Source organism: Pseudomonas sp. GM78 (assembly GCF_000282475.1).
In the GTDB taxonomy this organism is placed as follows: Bacteria; Pseudomonadota; Gammaproteobacteria; order Pseudomonadales; family Pseudomonadaceae; genus Aquipseudomonas.
Genome location: NZ_AKJF01000084.1, coordinates 37,504 through 58,054, shown reverse-complemented (window position 1 = coordinate 58,054; position 20,551 = coordinate 37,504). Strand labels below are relative to the sequence as shown.

Below are 20,551 nucleotides of genomic sequence, written 5' to 3'. Positions count from 1 at the left end.
GGCTGGCTCCCACAGGGGATATTCAATACCTGCGAGATCAGTTTTGTGGCGAACAGCTCAAGGCGTTCGCGGGTGTCGCCGGTGGTGCGCCAGGGATCATCGCTGAGCGACAACAACATATCCGGGCGCGGTCCGGCCCACGGTTCGGCCAGCGCACAATCCAGCGGATCGAAGCCCAGTTCGAAGGCCTTGGCCAGCGCCCGCAGCAGGCTCGATTGCGCCCCTCGACCATCGCCCCGGGGGATGCGCAGCAGCGCGAGCAAGGTGTCGATCCGCAAGCGTCCGGCCGGCGACTCGCCAAACACGTGCAAGCCATCGCGGATCTGCGACTCTTTCAAATCGCACAGGTAAGTGTCCAGGCGCGGTAGCCAGATCGCCGCATCGGCCTCGCTATCCAGTCGTTCGTCCAGCTGCAGCTCGCGGTCGATGTGGGTGTCGCGCACCAGTTGCAGGATGTCGCGTTGCAGTTCCCGGGCACGCCGTGGATCGAGCAATTGCGCCTCGTAGTATTCGTCCGCCAGCAACTCGAGGTTGCGCAGCGGGCCGTAGGTCTCGGCGCGGGTCAGTGGCGGCATCAGGTGGTCGATGATCACCGCCTGGGTGCGGCGCTTGGCCTGGGCGCCTTCGCCCGGGTCGTTGACGATGAACGGATAGATGTTCGGCAGCGGCCCGAGCAGCGCGTCCGGCCAGCAGTGCTCCGACAGCCCCACGCCCTTGCCAGGCAGCCATTCGAGATTGCCGTGCTTGCCGACATGGATCACGCCGTGGGCGCCGTAGGTAGTGCGCAACCAGAAATAGAACGCCAGGTAGCCATGGGGCGGCACCAGGTCCGGGTCGTGATACACCGCACTGGGATCGACCTGGTAACCCCGCGCCGGTTGAATGCCGACGAAGGTCAGGCCGAAGCGCAATCCGGCGATCATCATTCGTCCGTCACGGCACATCGGATCACTGTCGGGCGTGCCCCAGCGTTCCAGTACCGCCGCCCGGTTGGCGTCTGGCAGCGCGTTGAACATTTGCAGGTAATCGTCCATGGCCAGGCTTTGCTGGCACGGGCGTTGATCGAGGGTATCGAGGTCGTTGCTGACACCGCCGAGCAATTGCTGGATCAACGCGGTGCCGCTGTCTGGCAACCCGGCTGGCAGCGGATAACCTTCTTGATGAAGCGCACGCAGGATGTTCAACGCCGCAGCCGGGGTATCGAGCCCGACGCCGTTGCCGATGCGACCATCGCGGGTCGGGTAATTGGCCAGGATCAGCGCGATGCGTTTTCCGCCATTGGGCAACCGCGCCAGATCGATCCAGCGCCGCGCCAGTTGCGCGACAAAGTCCATGCGCTCCGGCTGCGCGCGGTAGCAGACCACATCGGACTGACTGCGCTCGCTGCGCCAGGCCAGGTCCTTGAAACTGATTGGTCGGCTGATGATGCGCCCGTCCAGTTCCGGCAATGCGATGTGCATCGCCAGATCGCGGGGGCCGAGCCCCTGTTCGCTGGCACGCCAGCCGGGCTCATTGTCCTGGGCGCAAATGGCCTGGATCACCGGGATATTGCGGCGAAACGGGCGCAAGTGCGGTGCTTCCGGGCTGGACTGAGCGAAGCCGGTGGTGTTGAGAATCACCCCCGCCTCGACTTCATCCAGCCAGTCCTCGATCGCCGCAAGGCAGCCAGGCTCTTTTAGACTGGCCAGCGCTATCGGCAGCGGATTAAGCCCCGCCGCCTGCAAACGCTGGCAGAAAACATCGATGAAAGCGGTGTTCGCCGCCTGCAAATGCGAGCGGTAAAACAGCACCGCCGCCACCGGTTGACCGCTTTGCCACTCGGCTTGCCAGTCACCCAGTGCCGCGGGGCTTTTTTGTGGGTGGTAGATCGCCGTTCGCGGCAAGGTGTGCGGCTCGGCCCAGGCGTAGTCGCGACCCAGCCAGCGATTGGCCAGGCAACGGAAAAAGTCGAGGGCATTGCCCATGCCACCCTGGCGCAGGAATTGCCAAAGCCGGTCGCGATCCTCAACGCCCACGGTGCTGAGATCGCTGAGCTCCGGGTCCGGGCGGTCATCGCCGGGCACCAGAATCAGCTGCACACCCCGCTGCGACAACTCCACCAGCCGCTCGACGCCGTAACGCCAATAGGCAATGCCGCCGTGCAGCGAAATCAGGATGACTTTGGCGTGGCGCAGTACTTCGTCGACATACAGGTCGACCGACGCATGGTTCTGCACCTGCATCGGGTTGGCCAGGCGCACGCTCGGGTAGTCGTCGGGCAACTGCTGCGCCGCTTCGGCAAGCAGCGCCAGGCTGGAGTCACCGCTGCACAGGATCACCAGCTCGGCGGGGGTTTGTCCAAGGTCGGCAATGTTGTCATCCGACACGAATCCGCCGGGCTGGGTCCTGAGCAGGTGCATGGGTTACACGCTGAGCGCGGCGCGCAATTGCGCTTCGAGCGTTGCGGCGTCCAGTGCCTGGCCGATCAATACCAGCCGGGTGGTGCGCGCTTCTTCTGCGCCCCACTGGCGGTCGAAATGCTTGTCGAAACGGGTGCCCACGCCCTGGATCAGCAGGCGCATCGGTTTGTTCGGGACCGCGGCAAAGCCTTTGACCCGCAGGATGCCGTGCTGCACCACCAGTTGGGTCAGCGCATCCATCAGCAGGCTTTCGTCGGATGCCGGCAGTTCGATGGAGATCGAATCGAAAGCATCGTGGTCGTGATCGTCTTCGCCTTCATGGTGGTGGTCGTGATGGCTGTGGCGGCTGTCGATGTGTTCTTCGGAACCGGCGCCGAGGCCGATCAGCACGTCCAGCGGCAGGCGGCCGCTGCTGGCTTCGATGACTTTCACCGCTGGCGGCAGTTCTTCGGCGACTTCCAGGCGCACGCGGGCCAGGTCTTCAGGGCTGATCAGGTCGGCCTTGTTGAGGATCACCAGATCGGCGCTGGCCAACTGGTCGGCGAACAGCTCGTGCAGCGGCGATTCGTGGTCCAGGTTCGGGTCGAGTTTACGCATGGCGTCGACTTGATCCGGGAACGCGGCGAAGGTGCCAGCCGCCACGGCCGGGCTGTCGACCACGGTGATCACCGCGTCAACGGTGCAGGCGCTGCGGATTTCCGGCCACTGGAAGGCCTGTACCAGAGGTTTTGGCAGGGCCAGGCCAGACGTTTCGATCAGGATGTGGTCGAGGTCGCCGCGACGGGCTACCAGTTCGCGCATCACCGGGAAGAACTCTTCCTGTACGGTGCAGCACAGGCAGCCGTTGGCCAGTTCGTAGACGCGGCCATTGGCCTCTTCTTCGGTGCAACCGATGGAGCACTGCTTGAGGATTTCGCCGTCAATGCCCAGTTCGCCGAACTCGTTGACGATCACCGCGATGCGGCGGCCCTGGGCGTTGTCGAGCATGTGCCGCAGCAAAGTGGTTTTGCCCGAGCCGAGGAAGCCGGTGACGATGGTGACGGGGAGTTTGGCCAGTGTTTTCATCGGATGCCCTTTGGCAAGGTGGCGGGCATACGGGACGAGAACCGGCAACGCACAAGCGCGCCGGATGCGTTCGCCACCGGATCACCCCGCCCGGTTGTAGTGAGAATCTGTATCGAGGCAGGTCTCCTGGCTGACGGCTGGCCAGTCATTGGACTGGCGGTTGCTGCGCCTTCCCGCGCGCGCCATGGCTGGCGCATGCAGTGGCATGGCAGAAACTGAACCGTTCACAGTTGCGGGGGCAGCCGCGGCATTGACCGCGTTCCCTTCTTAGCTTCGACAAACGCCGAAGAACCTCGAAAGCGCAAGGCTACGCATGGTATCGGGGCGGGTCAATGTCTTGTGTCGCCCGGATTAGATCATTCCCACGCGCAGCAAAGGAATGCCTCAACGGACGCTCCGCGTTCGGCTCCGGGTGGGACGCGGAGCGTCCCGGGCTGCATTCCGACGCAGAGCGTGGGAACGATCCAACCCTCAAACGAGAACCCTTGCCAATTGACGCCCGCCCCTTGCCCATGCTCTCCTACGCATCTTGTTACGGGTGCCCTTCACAGGGTGAAACGGGAAACCGGTGAATCATGTGCTTTACTTCAGGCCATGTCAGTCCGGTGCTGCCCCCGCAACGGTAAGCGAGCGAAGCGTCAGATCCACTGTGCCATTGCGGCATGGGAAGGTGACGCTTACAGGTCAGGGCTAGTGCCTGCGCCCCTCGTGAGCCCGGAGACCGGCCCGCAACACAAAGTGAACAATACGATCACTTCAATCAACAAACCCGCGGTGGGCGGGCGCTGTTCGGACTTCTGCGCGCCCGGTCGTGCGGAGCTCTGCTTGCGCTCTTATTCCCCGCTGACAGAACAGAGGGAAGCGCCATGTCAATCATCAGCAGCACCGGCCACAGCAATACCGCCAGCACCACCACTACCCTGTCCCAGCGCCTGACCGCCGCCGTTTGTGCGTCGATCCTCGGCGCGTGCCTGGTGTATTTCGCCGGTTTCTCGCACATCGAAGCCGTTCACAACGCGGCTCACGATACGCGCCACAGTTCCGCGTTCCCGTGCCACTGAGACCTGCCGACATGATCAAGCGTATTGCGCAAACCGCAGGTTTCACCGGGCTGCTGGCCGCCCTGCTGCTGACCCTGCTGCAAAGCTTCTGGGTTTCTCCGCTGATTTTGCAGGCCGAGACCTACGAAAAATCCGAACCTGCGGCCGTTGAAGTTCATGAACACGCCGCTGGCGTCGCCGCCCATTCCCACGATACCGAAGCCTGGGAACCGGAAGACGGCTGGCAGCGCGTGCTGTCGACCACTGGCGGCAACCTGGTGGTGGCGGTCGGTTTCGCCCTGATGCTCGCCGGTCTCTATACCCTGCGCGCGCCGACCAAAACCTCCCAGGGCCTGCTCTGGGGCCTGGCTGGCTACGCGACATTCGTACTGGCACCGACCCTTGGCCTGCCACCTGAGTTGCCGGGTACCGCCGCTGCCGATCTGGCGCAACGCCAGCTCTGGTGGATCGGCACCGCCGCCTCCACCGCTGTCGGTATCGCCCTGATCGTGTTCAGCCGTCACTGGCTGATGAAAGTCCTTGGCGTGGCGATTCTCGCCGTACCGCATGTGATTGGCGCACCGCAACCGGAAGTGCACTCGATGCTCGCCCCAGAGGCACTGGAAACTCAGTTCAAGATCGCTTCGCAGCTGACCAACGTGGCGTTCTGGCTGGCTCTGGGCCTGATCAGCGCCTGGTTGTTCCGCCGCAAAAGCGATGGCCAGTACCACGCATGACTGACCTCAGCGCAGCGCCGACCCTGGTGGTCGGCCTGGGCTGCCAGCGCGGCTGCCCCGTCAGCACGTTGCGGGCACTGCTCGACCAGGCACTGCAGGCGCACCGGATCGAACTGCATCGGATCAAGGCCCTGGCCAGTATCGATTTGAAGCGCGACGAACCAGCCCTGAACGAACTGGCCGAACAGCTTGGGTTAGAGATGCTGTACTTCAGCAGTGAACAATTGGCCGCTTATCAACCGCACCTCAGCCACCATTCGCAGATCGCGTTCGAGCGTACCGGCTGTTACGGCGTGGCGGAAAGTGCCGCCCTGGCCTTGGCCGAACAGTTGGCCCAGTCGCCGGCAAAATTGCTGATTCGTCGACAAAAATATGCCCAGGCCACCCTCGCCTTGGCCGGCGCCGCGTAAAATCCCCGATAATCCGCGCATTCGATCATGAGCAATCTTCATCTGAAGCCTTGCCCAGCCCCCATTTTCAACAGGAACCTTTGATGACCGTCTACTTCATTGGCGCAGGTCCCGGCGACCCGGAACTGATCACCGTCAAGGGCCAGCGACTGATTCGCAACTGCCCGGTGATCATCTATGCCGGCTCGCTGGTGCCCACCGCAGTGCTGGAAGGACACCGCGCCGAACAGGTGGTCAACAGCGCCGAACTGCACCTGGAACAGATCATCGAATTGATCAAAGCGGCCCATGCCAAGGGTCAGGACGTGGCTCGCGTGCATTCCGGCGACCCAAGCCTGTATGGCGCCATCGGCGAGCAGATTCGCCATCTGCGTGAGCTCGATATTCCTTTTGAAATCATCCCCGGCGTGACCGCCACGGCCGCCTGCGCAGCGCTTCTTGGTGCGGAACTGACGTTGCCGGACGTGTCACAGAGCGTGATCCTGACGCGCTACGCCGACAAAACCGCGATGCCCGCTGGAGAAGAACTGGGCAGCCTGGCGCAGCACGGGGCGACCATGGCGATTCATTTGGGGGTCAATCATCTGGAGAGAATCCTTGCCGAATTGCTGCCGCATTACGGCGCGGATTGCCCGATCGCGGTGATTCACCGGGCGACCTGGCCGGATCAGGATTGGGTGGTGGGGACACTTGAGGACATTGCCGCCAAGGTTGCTGCCAAGGGTTTTCGGCGCACGGCGTTGATTCTGGTGGGTCGGGTGTTGGGGAGCGATCATTTCAGCGAGTCGTCGCTGTATCGCGCCGGGCATGCACATTTGTATCGCCTATAAGGGCCCTATCGCTGGCAAGCCAGCTCCCACAGTTGACCGCGATCCCCTGTGGGAGCTGGCTTGCCAGCGATGGCGCCAGTAAATTTCACCCATAAAAAAACGGCGCTCACGGGGCGCCGTTTTTTTCATTCCGCAGCGAACACCTTAGTAGTAGGCGTTTTCTTTCTGCGTGTGGTCAGTCACGTCACGCACGCCCTTGAGCTCGGGAATACGCTCGAGCAAGGTGCGCTCAATGCCTTCCTTCAAGGTCACGTCCGCCTGGCCGCAGCCCTGGCAACCGCCACCGAACTGCAGGACGGCGATGCCGTCTTCGACCACATCGATCAGGCTGACCTGGCCGCCGTGGCTGGCCAGCCCCGGGTTGATCTCGGTTTGCAGGTAGTAGTTGATACGCTCGTTGATCGGGCTGTCGGCATTGACCATCGGCACCTTGGCGTTTGGCGCCTTGATGGTCAGCTGGCCGCCCATGCGGTCGGTGGCGTAGTCGACAACGGCATCGTCCAGGAAAGCTTCGCTGAAATGGTCGATGTACGCGGTGAAGCTTTTGAGCCCCAGCGCCGTGTCTTCGGGTTTTTCTTCGCCCGGCTTGCAATAGGCAATGCAGGTTTCGGCGTACTGGGTGCCAGGCTGGGTGATGAAGACGCGGATGCCGATGCCCGGGGTGTTCTGCTTGGAAAGCAGATCGGCCAGGTAATCGTGGGCGGCGTCGGTGATGGTAATAGCGGTCATGGAAACTCCTCGCAGGCTTGGGCGCAGTTTACGCCAATCATCGCGCCGGACAAAGTCCTAGTATTTTTGTCGGGAAAGATTCCAGCCAATCTCTCCAAAAGGGACTACAAATTTTCATAGCGATTCATGTCCAGCACGCCCTCTTCCACCGGCTCGGTTTCGTGGATATAGCGGCTCAGGTCATGAAAGTACTGCCAGAATTGCGGATGACTGCGCCGAATTCCCCAACGTTCGACGATTTTATCGAAACGATCGGCATCCTTGGCGTTTTCCATCGCATCGACAAACTCAGGCACCTGATCGGCCGGAATGTTGAACATGAAGTTCGGGTAACTGCTTAGAACCCCGGGGAAAATGGTGAGCGTATCGAGCCCCGGCTGATAGCGCAGCGACTCACCGAGCAGGAACGCCACGTTGCTGTGCGCACGGTTGCGCAGCAGGCTGTAGACCACACGCTGACCGCTCGCGGTTTCGATGCGCAGCATGGTCGCTTCCGGCAGCAGATCGATGACCTTGAGGCCGGCCGCCGGCCGTGAGGCTAAACGGCTCAAGACCTGCTCGGCTGCCTGCAAGGCCGGATCGATGTTCGGCCGCGAGCAATAGGCGCCGTCGCAGCGATTGATCGGGTCAGGCTTGGCGTTCAGCTCGCCGTAGCGGGCCAGCAGCTGCATGGCGAAGTCGCGCTTGGGGTCTTTTTCATCGAGTTTCAGGGCGGTCGGCGTGTCGTCGTCGATGGACTCATAATCCATCCACATCTTGAATTTCCCGCTGTTCTGATACCAATCGTCGAGGAAATCATCCCGGGAGTCAGCCGGCATCAGGCGCAGGAAATTCTGCTCGGCGCCATTGCGGATCAGGTCGAAATACAAGCGCGTCTGGGCCTGGTGGGACACATTGCCGAACACATCGAAATTCACTGCCAACTGATAGTAGGTGCGCTCCAGCAGCGGAAAGTCGAACAACCACATCGTCTGCGGTACGTCGCCGATCAGACCCTTGGTCACGGCGGCGCTGTCATAGTGGCGGAAAATGCTCAACAACGCGTTGTCATTGCCGGCCCACAGGCTCGACCAGCTCGGCGCCGGCAGATCGGCGTAGCTGTCCCGGCGCAGGGCTTCGTATTCGTTACGCTTGTCGCGATAGTCGTGCCACAGGCTCAGGACGCTGCCGACGTCGTCGTTCTGCCCCGGCATCGCCAGCAACGGCGTGGCCTGGCCGCGATAGTTCGGGTCGGTGATATAGAGGTCGTGTTCCGGTGCCTGGAACAGCGCCCAGAAGTTGTCGCGGATCACGTCAGTGGCGATCTGCCCGCGGCAGACCGGGCCGCGAATGAAGGTGCGCACGAAGTACTCGGCGTTATCGAGCATGAACTGATAACGCGCCTGGGCCGGGATGGCTTCGAAGGTGGCGAACGGATTGGCCCGACGTTCCGGACCGTAGCCGGGCAAGGCACTGACCTGCCAGTTGCCGTTGTAGAACAGACTCTTGACCCGGGCCAGCTTCGCCGCGCTCAGGGCATAGGTGATGTGGGTCTTGTGCACGATCACCCCCTGCACCGGCCACAGGCGGTAATACACCTGGGTGCCGGGGTCGTCGTTCGGGCGACGGGTGTTGATCAGGTCGATGGGCTGGCCGGTCGGCGTGCGGGATCGCACCCACTGGAAGAAATGCCCCGGCTCGCCGTCCTTGAAATACAGGTGCGCGAGAAACCAGTGCTCGAACAGCCAGCGCCCTACCAGACTCTGCCGGGCGCCCGGTGCGTTGAGCAGGTTTTCCCACTGCACCACTTGCAACGCTTCCTTCGCGCTGGGCACCAGGGCCTGTTCATCGATCGGCGCGCCCGAGGCCAGCCAGCGTTGCAGCGTCTGGTATTGCTGATCGGTCAGGCCGGTGACCGCCAAGGGCATGCCTTCCTTGGGATGAGCGCTGGCATACCCGTCGAACTCGCCCGGCAAGGCGCACATGTTGTCGCGATTGAGGCCCAGGACGATGTCCTCGGGCAATTTGGCATTGGGTTGCAAGCGGTTGGTGTGCCCCAGCTCGAGCATGCGCGCCATTAATGCAGCCTGGCTGCCCTGGGCGTCAAGCACCGAATAGAAGCCCTTTTGTTGCCAGGCCCGCTTGCCGAACGCGTCATAGAACAGGCGACTCGGCGCGACGGCCTGGCTGCGATCGCCGTCATACACCGGGACTTTCGTTGCACCACGGGCCGCGCCCTCCCCGCTGCCCAGGTTGAGCTGACAGGCGGCGTCGTTGCAGGCGTGGCAGGCCACGCACTTTTCGCTGAAGATCGGCTGAATATCGCGGGTATAGGAGATTGCAGGGGCAATCGCCGGACTTTGCGCGACCGCGCCCCAGCTTAAAAACATCAACACACTGGCGATGACGACGCGATACGACATGTCCCTGGTCCCGATCCTTTAGAAAACGCCGCGATTCTACCGGGCTGGCCGCCACACCAACATGAGCGATATTCATGGAAAACCCGGACATGCTCTAAAAGCGCACAGGTTTGCTATCATCCCGGCCCTTCGTCATGGTCTTTTCGAGTAGTCCCAATGTCCGATCGCAGTGTTCGCCTTCAAGCTCTCAAGCACGCCCTCAAAGAGCGCATCCTGATTCTCGATGGCGGCATGGGTACGATGATCCAGAGCTACAAGCTCGAAGAGCAGGATTACCGTGGCAAACGTTTCGCCGACTGGCCGAGCGATGTCAAAGGCAACAACGACCTGCTGGTGCTGACGCGTCCGGACGTGATTGGCGGCATCGAGAAGGCCTACCTGGATGCCGGTGCCGACATCCTGGAAACCAACACCTTCAACGCCACCCGGATTTCCATGGCCGATTACGGCATGGAAGAACTGGCCTACGAATTGAACGTAGAAGGCGCTCGCCTGGCGCGCAAGGTCGCCGATGCGAAAACCCTCGAGAACCCGGACAAGCCGCGCTTCGTTGCCGGCGTGCTTGGCCCGACCAGCCGTACCTGTTCGTTGTCGCCGGATGTGAACAACCCGGGCTACCGCAACGTGACCTTCGATGAACTGGTGGAAAACTACACCGAGGCCACCAAAGGCCTGATCGAAGGCGGCGCCGACCTGATCCTGATCGAAACCATCTTCGACACCCTCAACGCCAAGGCCGCGATCTTTGCCGTACAGGGCGTGTTCGAAGAGCTGGGCATCGAATTGCCGATCATGATTTCCGGCACCATTACCGATGCCTCCGGCCGTACCTTGTCCGGGCAAACCACCGAAGCGTTCTGGAACTCCGTGGCCCACGCCAAGCCGATCTCGGTCGGCCTGAACTGCGCCCTCGGCGCCAGCGAACTGCGCCCGTACCTCGAGGAGCTGTCGAACAAGGCAGGCACCCACGTTTCCGCGCACCCGAACGCCGGCCTGCCCAACGAGTTCGGCGAGTACGACGAACTGCCGGCGCAAACCGCCAAGGTCATCGAAGAGTTCGCTCAAAGCGGCTTCCTCAACATCGTCGGCGGTTGCTGCGGCACCACCCCGGGCCACATCGAAGCCATCGCCAAGGCCGTGGCCGGTTATGCGCCGCGCCAGATTCCGGAAATTCCCAAGGCCTGCCGCCTCTCGGGCCTGGAACCGTTCACCATTGATCGCAACTCGCTGTTCGTCAACGTCGGCGAGCGCACCAACATCACCGGTTCCGCCAAATTCGCCCGGCTGATCCGTGAAGACAACTACACCGAAGCCCTGGAAGTCGCCCTGCAGCAGGTCGAGGCCGGCGCGCAGGTGATCGACATCAACATGGACGAAGGGATGCTCGATTCGAAGAAGGCCATGGTGACCTTCCTCAATCTGATTGCCGGCGAACCGGACATCTCCCGCGTACCGATCATGATCGACTCCTCCAAGTGGGAAGTGATCGAAGCCGGCCTCAAGTGCATCCAGGGCAAGGGCATCGTCAACTCGATCAGCATGAAGGAAGGCGTCGAGCAGTTCATTCACCACGCCAAGCTGTGCAAGCGCTATGGCGCCGCCGTGGTGGTGATGGCGTTCGACGAAGCCGGCCAGGCCGACACCGAAGCGCGCAAGAAAGAAATCTGCAAGCGCTCCTACGACATTCTGGTCAATGACGTCGGCTTCCCGCCGGAAGACATCATCTTCGACCCGAACATCTTCGCCGTGGCCACCGGTATCGAAGAACACAACAACTACGCCGTAGACTTCATCAACGCCTGTGCCTACATCCGCGACGAGCTGCCCTATGCGTTGACGTCGGGCGGCGTGTCCAACGTGTCGTTCTCGTTCCGCGGCAACAACCCGGTGCGCGAGGCGATCCACTCGGTGTTCCTGCTGCACGCGATCCGCGCCGGCCTGACCATGGGCATCGTCAACGCCGGGCAACTGGAAATCTACGACCAGATCCCCGTCGAGCTGCGCGATGCCGTTGAAGACGTGATCCTCAACCGCACCCCGGAAGGCACCGACGCCCTGCTGGCCATCGCCGACAAGTACAAGGGCGACGGCAGCGTCAAGGAAGCCGAGACCGAAGAGTGGCGCAACTGGGACGTCAACAAGCGCCTGGAACACGCACTGGTCAAGGGCATTACCACGCACATCGTCGAAGACACCGAAGAATCCCGACAGTCCTTCGCCCGTCCGATCGAAGTGATCGAAGGGCCGCTGATGTCCGGCATGAACATCGTCGGCGACCTGTTCGGCGCCGGTAAAATGTTCCTGCCGCAGGTGGTGAAATCCGCCCGGGTGATGAAGCAGGCCGTGGCCCACCTGATCCCGTTCATCGAACTGGAAAAAGGCGACAAGCCGGAGGCCAAGGGCAAGATCCTGATGGCCACCGTTAAAGGCGATGTGCACGACATCGGCAAGAACATCGTCGGCGTGGTGCTGGGCTGTAACGGCTACGACATCGTCGACCTTGGCGTGATGGTGCCGGCGGAGAAGATCCTCCAGGTGGCCAAGGAGCAGAAGTGCGACATCATCGGCCTGTCCGGCCTGATCACGCCGTCGCTGGATGAAATGGTCCATGTAGCCCGCGAGATGCAGCGCCAGGATTTCCACCTGCCGTTGATGATCGGTGGCGCCACCACCTCCAAGGCACACACGGCGGTGAAGATCGAGCCCAAGTACAGCAACGACGCGGTGGTGTACGTTACCGACGCCTCCCGTGCTGTGGGCGTGGCGACCCAGTTGCTGTCCAAGGAACTGAAGGCCGGCTTCGTCGAGAGAACCCGCGAGGAATACATCGAAGTGCGCGAGCGCACCGCCAACCGCAGCGCCCGCACCGAACGCCTGAGCTACGCGGCGGCGATCGCCAAGAAGCCACAGTTCGACTGGAGCACCTACACGCCGGTCAAACCAACCTTTACCGGCGCCAAGGTGCTGGACAACATCGACCTCAAGGTACTGGCCGAATACATCGACTGGACGCCGTTCTTCATTTCCTGGGACCTGGCCGGCAAGTTCCCGCGCATCCTCCAGGATGAAGTGGTCGGTGAAGCCGCGACCACGCTGTACGCCGATGCCCAGGAAATGCTCGCCAAACTGATCGATGAGAAACTGATCAGCGCCCGCGCGGTGTTCGGTTTCTGGCCGGCCAACCAGGTGCGCGACGACGATATCGAACTGTACGGCGATGACGGCAAGCCCTTGGCCAAGCTGCATCACTTGCGCCAACAGACCATCAAGACCGACGGAAAGCCGAACTTTTCCCTGGCGGATTTTGTGGCGCCCAAGGACAGCGAAATCACCGACTACGTGGGCGGTTTCATCACCACCGCCGGCATCGGTGCCGAAGAAGTGGCCAAGGCTTATCAGGACGCTGGCGACGATTACAACTCGATCATGGTCAAGGCCCTGGCCGACCGCCTGGCCGAGGCCTGTGCCGAGTGGCTGCACCAGCAGGTGCGTAAAGACTACTGGGGTTACGCCAAGGACGAGACGCTCGACAACGAGGCCCTGATCAAGGAGCAATACAGCGGCATCCGCCCTGCCCCGGGCTACCCGGCGTGCCCGGATCACACCGAGAAAAGCACCCTGTTCACCCTGCTCGACCCTGAGGCCAGCGAAATGAAAGCGGGCCGCAGTGGCGTGTTCCTCACCGAGCACTACGCGATGTTCCCGGCGGCTGCGGTCAGCGGTTGGTACTTCGCGCACCCGCAGGCGCAATACTTCGCCGTGGGCAAGATCGACAAGGATCAGGTGCAGAGCTACACGTCGCGCAAGGGTCAGGAGTTGAGCGTCACCGAGCGCTGGCTGGCGCCGAACCTCGGCTACGACGACTGATCCGGTGAGCTCTGGAGTCGAGCCTGTCGACTCCAGAGTGTTGCCAACCGAGGATCAGGTCATCGTGGCCTGCTCGGCCAGTTCACGGGACGTGAGTTCGCTCAACAGGTTCTTGCGGTCGACCTGGTTGTCCGATTCCAGCGTCTTGAGCGCCTGAAAGTACGCCTGGTTGAACTCGGCGTACTGGTCTTCAAGGTCCGCGCATTTCTCTTGGAACTGCTGTTGCACCCGGGTGAATTCAGCCGGGTACTTTTCTTCCAGATAGTCTCTCCAGTATTTGCGCGCAATCAGTTGGTCGTTGAACACCGTGGTCTGCTCCTGGGCAATGATCCGGGTATAGGCTTGATCGAGATCAGCCGCCGCCACCCCCGCCATGTTGGCGTAGAGCATGCCTTGGGGTTGATCGGGAAGGTCCAGGCGTTGTGCCAGTCCGATGCGGTAGGCCAGGCGTATTTCCGCCGGATCGGTAGTCGGGCGAGCACTGATTCTTGCGCTGGCGATCTCCTCCACTTGCGACAGGCGAAACAGCCGCCTGGACAGCTTGAGCAACTCGCGACCCTTATGCTCGGGAGCAATGGACTTCAGGGCTTCGTACTCGAACACCTCGACTTCCAGCTCGTTGAACAACAGGATTCGACCATCGCCGCAGGTCATCTGATGCCTCAGTGCTTTCGCCAGACCCATCAGGCGTTGACTCAGCGACTCGTCAGCATAGGCCGACTCAATCACGCGCCACACCCGCTGCGTCAGGCCGAGACGATCCGTATGAAAATCCTGGGTATGGCGCAGCTGCGACAGAATGTATGAAAAGTCGTGGGTGATGTCCTGCTCGATCATGGCGCTCCACATCGCGTGCTTTTCCGAATCCGCCGCAACCCCGCGGAACCAGCGCTCCTTCTGGGCCTCCTTCGATTCTTGATCAGGATGCGCGACAGCTTCACCAGGCTCCGGCGATACCTCGGACTCAAATCCGGCCAGCAGGTGATCGATATCCAGGTGAGTGAATCCAAGGCCTCGCCCGGTCTGGCGCAAGTAATCCTGCAAGCGCACGAACTCATCCGGCTCAAGCAGGTTGTCGAACAGATTGGTGCCGCTCATGAGGTCCGCGTGCTCAGGCTGCAATGCCGCCTGGGGAATGGTCGATATCTGGTTGCTCGTCAGCTCCAGGGTGGTCAGTGCGGGTGCCTCCAGCACCCCCGCCGGCCAATCACGCAGGTTATTGCCACGCAGATCCAGGCCTTGCAGTCGGTCAAGACCGGTCATGTCAAATTCGCTCAAGTGATTTTCGCCCAGGTCCAGCCATTGCAGGCGCGGCAGGGAACGCAACTGGCGCTGTAGCGGCACGTTGGCACGGATGTCGGTAAAACTGGCGTTCAGGCGGGTCAACTCCTGGCACTGGGTCACAGCCTCGGGCAAGCTGCCCAGGCCGTTCTGACTGAGTGTCAGGCTGCGCACGCGCGGAAACGAACGCAGGAATCCTTCGGAATTTGCCGATAGCCCGACGTCACTCAGATCCAGTTCCACAACATGATTGAAGCTGAACGGCATTGTCGGCAGATCGCCGAGGATCAGGCCGTTGAAATCCAGAGTTCCCTCGACACCGGGAATATCCCTCAATGTGAGCTGCCAGCTTTCCAGCAATTGGTCGGCAGCCCGGCGACGGTCCACGGCGTTCACCCACGCGCGACGCAGGCGTGAAGCCGGGGCATCGATCCATTCATTCAGGCGACTGATCAGCTGGGTCTGTTGCAGCTCCCATTGCACCAGTCGCGCTTCAATCTCCGTCGCACCCAGGCCGCCAGCCAGCCATGCGTCGATGCGCTCTACGGCTTGGGCTTCGCCCAGTTGTGGATCAAGACGCTGCAGCCGGCCGGCGGAAGTCGGCGGCAAACTACCGTCAACTGGCGCGAGGTTCTGTGGCAACAGTAGATTGGGCTGCTCCGACACCTCGACCGGGAAAAACTCCGGATCGCCACCTGTACGACCTGCCGCCAGATGCGCCCGGGTGATGCCCATCGGCGTCTGGGACGGCGTGCGTTCAGCGAAGGCGCGCACTGCCACCAGGGCTTGGGGGCTCAGTCGGCAACCTTGCAGCAGGGTCACACCCAGCAGTCGATCATGACCGGTCAACGCCTCTACCGGGATGTCGGTGATCGCGCTGTGATTGAGGGCCAGGCGGCGCAGTCGGGGTAACGATAGCACTCCGTTGGGCCAGCGGGTCAGGCGTGTATGCCCCAGGTACAGGCTCTGCAGGTTCGTCAGCGAACTGACGTCCAGGGCGCCTACCCGGTTATACCCCAGGTTCAGCGTCTGCAAAGAGGTCAAGCGATTGATCCGGGCCTGCGCCGTCGCCGTGATTGTCAACTCGTTGAACGAAAGGTCGAGCGCGGTCAGTTCGGACAGCGAGTCGAAGGCCTGGGGCAACTCGGTCAATCGGTTGGCGCTGAGTTCAAGTGTGCGCAGTTGCGGAAACGCTCGCAGGAAATCGTTCACCTGCGCAGCCGTCAGCCGGCTGCCGGTCAGGTTCAAACGGCGGATATGGGCAAACACTGTATCGCCCAGTGCGGGCAGATCACCGATGGCGCCCAGCCCCGTCATGTCGAGCACGCCGATGCCTGACCTGGCAGGCGCCCACGACGGTCCTGCGACGGGTTCGTCAGGCGCGTATTGGGCGCGCAAGCTGTTGCGCACACATTCACGAACCCTGTCGGCAATCACCTCGCGATGATGAGCCTGGACCTGCTCCCCTTCGACCCTGACCGGGGTGTTCTGCCAGGCATCGAGCGCCAGATTCAATGCATTGCGTTGCTGGTGCAGGGCGTCGACTCGCTCGAGCAATGCCATGCCTGTCACCCCCTCGGCATTGAATCGCGCCAACGCGTCGGTCGCGAAGGAGTAATCCTGGGGCATCAGTAAGCCCAGTCGCGCACGACAGTAGTGCGCAACCATCTGCGCTTCATCCGCCAGGTGCGCGGGGTTGTCGCGCACGTAGTTGTAAGCCTTGCGCAACGCCTGCGGTTCCAGGGCCCCCCAATTCAACCTCAGGCCACGCCAGAGCGCTTCATGACCGGTATAGAGTTCGGCGGGCAGGTCCGGAATCGCCACGGTTTGCAAGTCCAGGACCTGGAGCGCCGGCAGATCCAGTACCCCGGTCGGCCAACGGCCGGGTTGGCCGAACAAGCTCAGGGAGCGCAGGCTCGTCAGCTTGCTGAAGTCCATCGAATCCGCGTCCCCCCACAGCGACAGAACCTCCAACTGCGTCATGCCCTCGAGTGCTCGCAGGAACTGCGGCGCATACGTCTGCCCCAGGCCTGCGAGGTTAAGCTCGGTAACCGTGGTCCACCGCGGCACTTTCCCGGCCAGGGCGGCCGTGTCCTGCTCCTGCACGAGAATGTCGAGTTTCTTGAGTTGCGAAAACCTGCCCAGCAATGCCGGGCCGGCGTCATCGGTGAGTTGACCGCTGTTGAGTCGCAAGGTTTTCACATGGCTGAAGTCGGCATCCCACTCGGGTAAAGCATCCGCGCCGTGCACATCCAGTTCAAAAGCAGGGTCCTGGCCCCGATAGAGGCCGTTGCGCCAGCACCGCAGAATTCTTTCCACCTGCGAGCGCCGCGCGGCTTGCCCGGGACCGATGCCGATCCAGGCGTTCAACTGGCGGGTTAACCCTTCGAATTCCCGCTGGCGGTTATTCAGCAGGTTGAATACCTGCTGATGGCTATCCCCGGCGCTCAGGCGGCTGCTGATGAACTGAATGGCTTGTTCATCGGAAATGTTCGGGTAGAGCACGCGAACCCGGGTAACCAACCCGGCATCGGGCAAGTCGCCGAAGCCGGCCCCACGACCGCTGGCCAGGTAGCCGAACTGGCCTGAAGGCAGGCGCAAGGACGGCCCCGGACCGTCGATGGGACGGTGATTGAGCACCTGCGCCATCTCCTCGCGGTGGGCGCTGGCAGAGGTGGCCAGGTCTTCACGCAAGGCCTGGGCCTGATGGCCTTGCAGGTTATCCCGGGCAGCTTGGGGCAACACCTCCACCAGCGACTCGAACAGATTGCGCCCGTGGGCGGGGATGCTGTTGAGCGCCACGCCCTGAGCATCGAACGCCCGGTAAGTATCCAGACTTTTGATCAGGTAGTAACCGGGCCTTGCCATTGCGCTGCCGACGCTGTCCAGCAGCGGGCCCTGAATGAAGCCGGCGCGCACTTCCACGCGCATCTGCGTGGTCCAGCCGGGCATGTGCTGCAGGCTGTGCAACGCCAAGCGGTCACTGGCCGCCGAGGCCATGCTGTCCAGGCGCAAGCCGCACAGTGCACGGTTGAGGGCGGCTTGCTGTAGATGCAGACGGATCGCCTTGGCCTGGCGCAGGGACATTTTGCCGCTACTGCGCAACCGGGACAGATCACTGGCACGGGAACCATTGAGCACGTCCTGGGCGGCCTCGGTCGACAACGTCGGGAAACTGCGCTGCAGGCGCTGGATATCGGGATGGGTTGTCGGTTCGGGGGTGTGCAGACGCTTGAACAATGACTGCCTGCGAGTCAGTGCCCGATCGGCGAGACGGTCCCTCAAAATCTGCACCCGGTCCACGCCGGGGCCTGCACTGTGCGCACCCAGCAGTTGAACTTTTTGCTGTTCGTCGAGGGCCGCCAGAACGATATCGGGCAGCTTTCCTGCGCGCACTTCGGCTCGAGTCAGCTTGATTGTCGGTCTGTCACTGTGTTGCCCCGACGTCACACCATAGCGCTGGGAGGCGCCCCAGTGTTCAGCGCCCTCGAAGACTTCCAGCACGCCCTCAACAGGCCAGTTGGGCAATTCGAGGGTCAAGGGTACGGCAAACTCGGCGGCGACGTTGAGGCGGGAACCCTGGCGCAGGCCTGAAATGAACTCATCCACCTGCTGATCGGCGCTGAACGTCGCGATGGTCTCCGCCAGGCGCGGCGGCGGTATTTGGTGATCGATATGCATCTGGCGCAAGGCATCATCACTGACCCCGCTGACCTGCGAGATTTGCTGCAACTGCGCATCCGAGAAGGCCTCCATCCGCGAGCCGATGCGGCGCAACAAGGTCAGGCGGTCCCACTCGAGGGGCCGCTCATCGAGATGGCGCCAGGCGCCGAACTGGTTGTGCTGCAAGATCGGCTGGTAGGCCTCGGGATCGGTGGGATGTTTGATGCGCCATTGCTTGAGCGCCGGGTCGTAGGTTTTCTCAAAGGCATTGCCGTCGAACTTGATGTAGGTCTTGTCCCCAACTTCATATTGTCCCAGTGCGTTTGGCGTCACGCCATCGAGTGCAACGCGGCTTTTGTACGACGCCAAATCCGGGTTCCACAGGCGCGGCTCGCCGAACGGCGTGGTAACTTTGCGCATGCCGTCAACGAAGCGCGACGCCGTGATCGGTGGCGCCTTGCTGGCCACTGCGCCCAGCACCGCCATGAAGGCCACGTTCTGCATGACCGACGTGAGGTGCCCCCAGGCCTCCTCGGCGTCGCCCTCCTTCCAGGCCTCCACCCCCTGATACACCTCACGGCCCAATTGCACCGCAGTCACCAGCAGCATCACTTCGCCAAGCCCGGGAACGAAGAACGCGCCGACGTTGAGGATGTTCAAGCCCCATTCGGCCAGGTGTTCGAGGCGTTCGATCCAGGCCTGGTGGTCAACGGCAGCCGTAGGCACCGCCAGGTGCCTGGCGTTTGACTTGATCCGCGCCAGGTGGGTTTCGTAGCGCGCACCGAATACTTCAGCGTCGATGAAGGTTTCGCTCAGGGCCAGGTTGACGTCGTCGTTCCACACCTCTTCATACATGCCACCCTGGTAGGCTTCGGGGTTGTAGGGCGGGCCCGGCCAGACCGGGTTCGGATTCCATCGCTGGGTTTTGAGTTGCGCTTTTAGCCTGCGAAAAAACCTCGGTGACTCGTCCTGGGGCAGCAATCCGGCGATAAAACGCTGAAAGCTTCGCGAGCGCAATCGAACGGCAAAGTCTTTGGCAAACTCGGCCAGCGACGGGAATTCCTTGACCGGGTGCTTCGGGTCACCCGGGATGTAGACGATGATTCGCGCCTGCGCGTCGACTGCCGCACGCCAAACGTGGACTGGCAAGAACAGCTCGGCGACATCTTCCAGGGTCGAGGTGGGCTTGCGGGACGCAGGACCCATGATCAATACATCGCTCAACACCGAACCCAGTGCCGTCAATTGGCTGTACGCCACGGCCCGACCATCGATCTTGGGCTCCGGGCTGCCATTGACTACCGCGAGCAAGGTCGCATACGCCGATTCACTGAGGTCCGACTTCATCCGCGCGATGTGAACTTGCAGGCGCATCAGGTCTTTGTTGGCCTTGATCATCTGTTCGCGCACGGTAGCACCGGCGCCCGGCGTATCGAACACCGTGCTCAGGTGAGCCTGGTACTGCTGGCCCAGGTCCAGTTGCCGGCACAGCGTGGCGAACTCTCCAGGCTTGATCGACAGCTTGTCGCGGATCTTGTAGCGCGTACTCCAGAACGGATAGTGCTCGCGCCGATCGTAAAGCTCGTTCTGCAATGCCCCGGCGGGAGCCAGCGCACTGGTCTCCTGCAGGGCGACTTCATCGAAGGGCTCATCAAGCTCGAAATTGCGTAACGCGGCCTGCAACAGTGTCTGCTCATCGACCTGGTTGGGCGCTCGCAGGTGAAACAGCATGGTCTTGGTCGGATCGGGGGATTGGCCAAAGGTCTTGTTCATGGCCTCTGCCAGCAACGGCTTGGCAAATTCGGTGATGCCCTTGAAGTCCTTGAGGGTCTTGGCCAGTACCTGGGTAGAACTGTTGCTGCGCAACTGACTGTCATACAGCGCCAGGCGCAGCGCGGGCGACGCCCCGGCGTACAGCTGCGGATGGTTCCTGGCGAATGTTTCGGCCGGATCCCTGGCCCGGGTAAGGTTGTCGATATGGGCGGGGGCGAGGTGTCGGGTCCAGTCGGGCAGGCGTTTCTTGATGAACGGAACATGAAATCCATGATCCATGGGCGGGGAAAGCTCGGGCATGACGTGCATCCTGATCACTGTGGTTGAGGGATCAGGAAATCACGGCCATTTGAGG

The 20,551-nt window shown here is 62.0% G+C and carries 10 protein-coding genes and 2 riboswitches; of the genes, 5 read left to right on the top strand and 5 right to left on the bottom strand.

What is annotated here, in order from left to right; genetic code table 11:
• On the bottom strand, nucleotides 1-2,399 hold a 2,399-nt coding region (cobN, locus tag PMI35_RS17285), incomplete at its 3' end, for a cobaltochelatase subunit CobN (RefSeq protein ID WP_008059282.1).
• Nucleotides 2,400-2,402: 3 nt separating this feature from the next.
• Nucleotides 2,403-3,464, bottom strand: coding sequence for a cobalamin biosynthesis protein CobW (gene cobW, locus PMI35_RS17290; protein ID WP_008059281.1), 1,062 nt, complete (start codon nucleotides 3,462-3,464; stop codon nucleotides 2,403-2,405).
• A gap of 99 nt (nucleotides 3,465-3,563) precedes the next feature.
• Nucleotides 3,564-3,775: riboswitch (cobalamin riboswitch) on the bottom strand.
• 208 nt (nucleotides 3,776-3,983) lie between these two features.
• Nucleotides 3,984-4,208, top strand: a riboswitch (cobalamin riboswitch).
• Between the two features lie 122 nt (nucleotides 4,209-4,330).
• On the opposite strand from cobW, the gene PMI35_RS17295 reads away from it, so the two are divergent.
• From PMI35_RS17295 to cobM, 4 genes are all read left to right on the top strand, one after another.
• Nucleotides 4,331-4,525 carry a CbtB domain-containing protein gene (locus PMI35_RS17295; RefSeq protein WP_008059280.1) on the top strand — a complete coding sequence of 65 codons (195 nt, stop codon included), beginning with the start codon at nucleotides 4,331-4,333 and terminating at the stop codon, nucleotides 4,523-4,525.
• A gap of 11 nt (nucleotides 4,526-4,536) precedes the next feature.
• A complete protein-coding gene (locus tag PMI35_RS17300; RefSeq protein ID WP_008059279.1) occupies nucleotides 4,537-5,241 on the top strand; it encodes a CbtA family protein in 705 nt (234 codons plus the stop codon).
• Nucleotides 5,238-5,651: a cobalamin biosynthesis protein gene (locus PMI35_RS17305; RefSeq protein ID WP_008059278.1), complete on the top strand. Its 414-nt coding sequence runs from the start codon at nucleotides 5,238-5,240 to the stop codon at nucleotides 5,649-5,651. The genes PMI35_RS17300 and PMI35_RS17305 overlap by 4 nt, the downstream gene beginning before the upstream one ends.
• A gap of 83 nt (nucleotides 5,652-5,734) precedes the next feature.
• Nucleotides 5,735-6,481, top strand: a complete 747-nt coding sequence (gene cobM / locus PMI35_RS17310) for a precorrin-4 C(11)-methyltransferase (protein WP_008059276.1) — start codon at nucleotides 5,735-5,737, stop codon at nucleotides 6,479-6,481.
• Nucleotides 6,482-6,625: 144 nt separating this feature from the next.
• On the opposite strand, the gene nfuA is transcribed toward cobM, so the two are convergent.
• Both nfuA and PMI35_RS17320 read right to left on the bottom strand, forming a co-directional pair.
• The gene (gene nfuA, locus PMI35_RS17315; protein WP_008059275.1) at nucleotides 6,626-7,210 is read right to left on the bottom strand and encodes a Fe-S biogenesis protein NfuA; all 585 of its coding nucleotides are present in this window, start codon (nucleotides 7,208-7,210) and stop codon (nucleotides 6,626-6,628) included.
• Nucleotides 7,211-7,314: 104 nt separating this feature from the next.
• Nucleotides 7,315-9,612 carry a fatty acid cis/trans isomerase gene (locus PMI35_RS17320; protein ID WP_008059274.1) on the bottom strand — a complete coding sequence of 766 codons (2,298 nt, stop codon included), beginning with the start codon at nucleotides 9,610-9,612 and terminating at the stop codon, nucleotides 7,315-7,317.
• Nucleotides 9,613-9,768: 156 nt separating this feature from the next.
• Here PMI35_RS17320 and metH point away from each other — a divergent pair, with 156 nt between their 5' ends.
• Nucleotides 9,769-13,479, top strand: a complete 3,711-nt coding sequence (metH, locus tag PMI35_RS17325) for a methionine synthase (RefSeq protein WP_008059272.1) — start codon at nucleotides 9,769-9,771, stop codon at nucleotides 13,477-13,479.
• 54 nt (nucleotides 13,480-13,533) lie between these two features.
• On the opposite strand, the gene PMI35_RS17330 is transcribed toward metH, so the two are convergent.
• On the bottom strand, nucleotides 13,534-20,496 hold the full coding sequence (locus PMI35_RS17330) for an NEL-type E3 ubiquitin ligase domain-containing protein (RefSeq protein WP_008059252.1): 6,963 nt from the start codon (nucleotides 20,494-20,496) through the stop codon (nucleotides 13,534-13,536).
• Nucleotides 20,497-20,551 lie beyond the last annotated feature (55 nt).

Excerpts from the sequence above, each read along its gene's own strand:
- PMI35_RS17300 (WP_008059279.1), top strand. The coding sequence starts at position 4,537 with ATGATCAAGCGTATTGCGCAAACCGCAGGTTTCACCGGGCTGCTGGCC.
- PMI35_RS17305 (WP_008059278.1), top strand. The coding sequence starts at position 5,238 with ATGACTGACCTCAGCGCAGCGCCGACCCTGGTGGTCGGCCTGGGCTGC.
- metH (WP_008059272.1), top strand. The coding sequence starts at position 9,769 with ATGTCCGATCGCAGTGTTCGCCTTCAAGCTCTCAAGCACGCCCTCAAA.
- PMI35_RS17320 (WP_008059274.1), bottom strand. The coding sequence starts at position 9,612 with ATGTCGTATCGCGTCGTCATCGCCAGTGTGTTGATGTTTTTAAGCTGG.
- cobM (WP_008059276.1), top strand. The coding sequence starts at position 5,735 with ATGACCGTCTACTTCATTGGCGCAGGTCCCGGCGACCCGGAACTGATC.
- PMI35_RS17330 (WP_008059252.1), bottom strand. The coding sequence starts at position 20,496 with ATGCCCGAGCTTTCCCCGCCCATGGATCATGGATTTCATGTTCCGTTC.
- PMI35_RS17295 (WP_008059280.1), top strand. The coding sequence starts at position 4,331 with ATGTCAATCATCAGCAGCACCGGCCACAGCAATACCGCCAGCACCACC.
- cobW (WP_008059281.1), bottom strand. The coding sequence starts at position 3,464 with ATGAAAACACTGGCCAAACTCCCCGTCACCATCGTCACCGGCTTCCTC.
- nfuA (WP_008059275.1), bottom strand. The coding sequence starts at position 7,210 with ATGACCGCTATTACCATCACCGACGCCGCCCACGATTACCTGGCCGAT.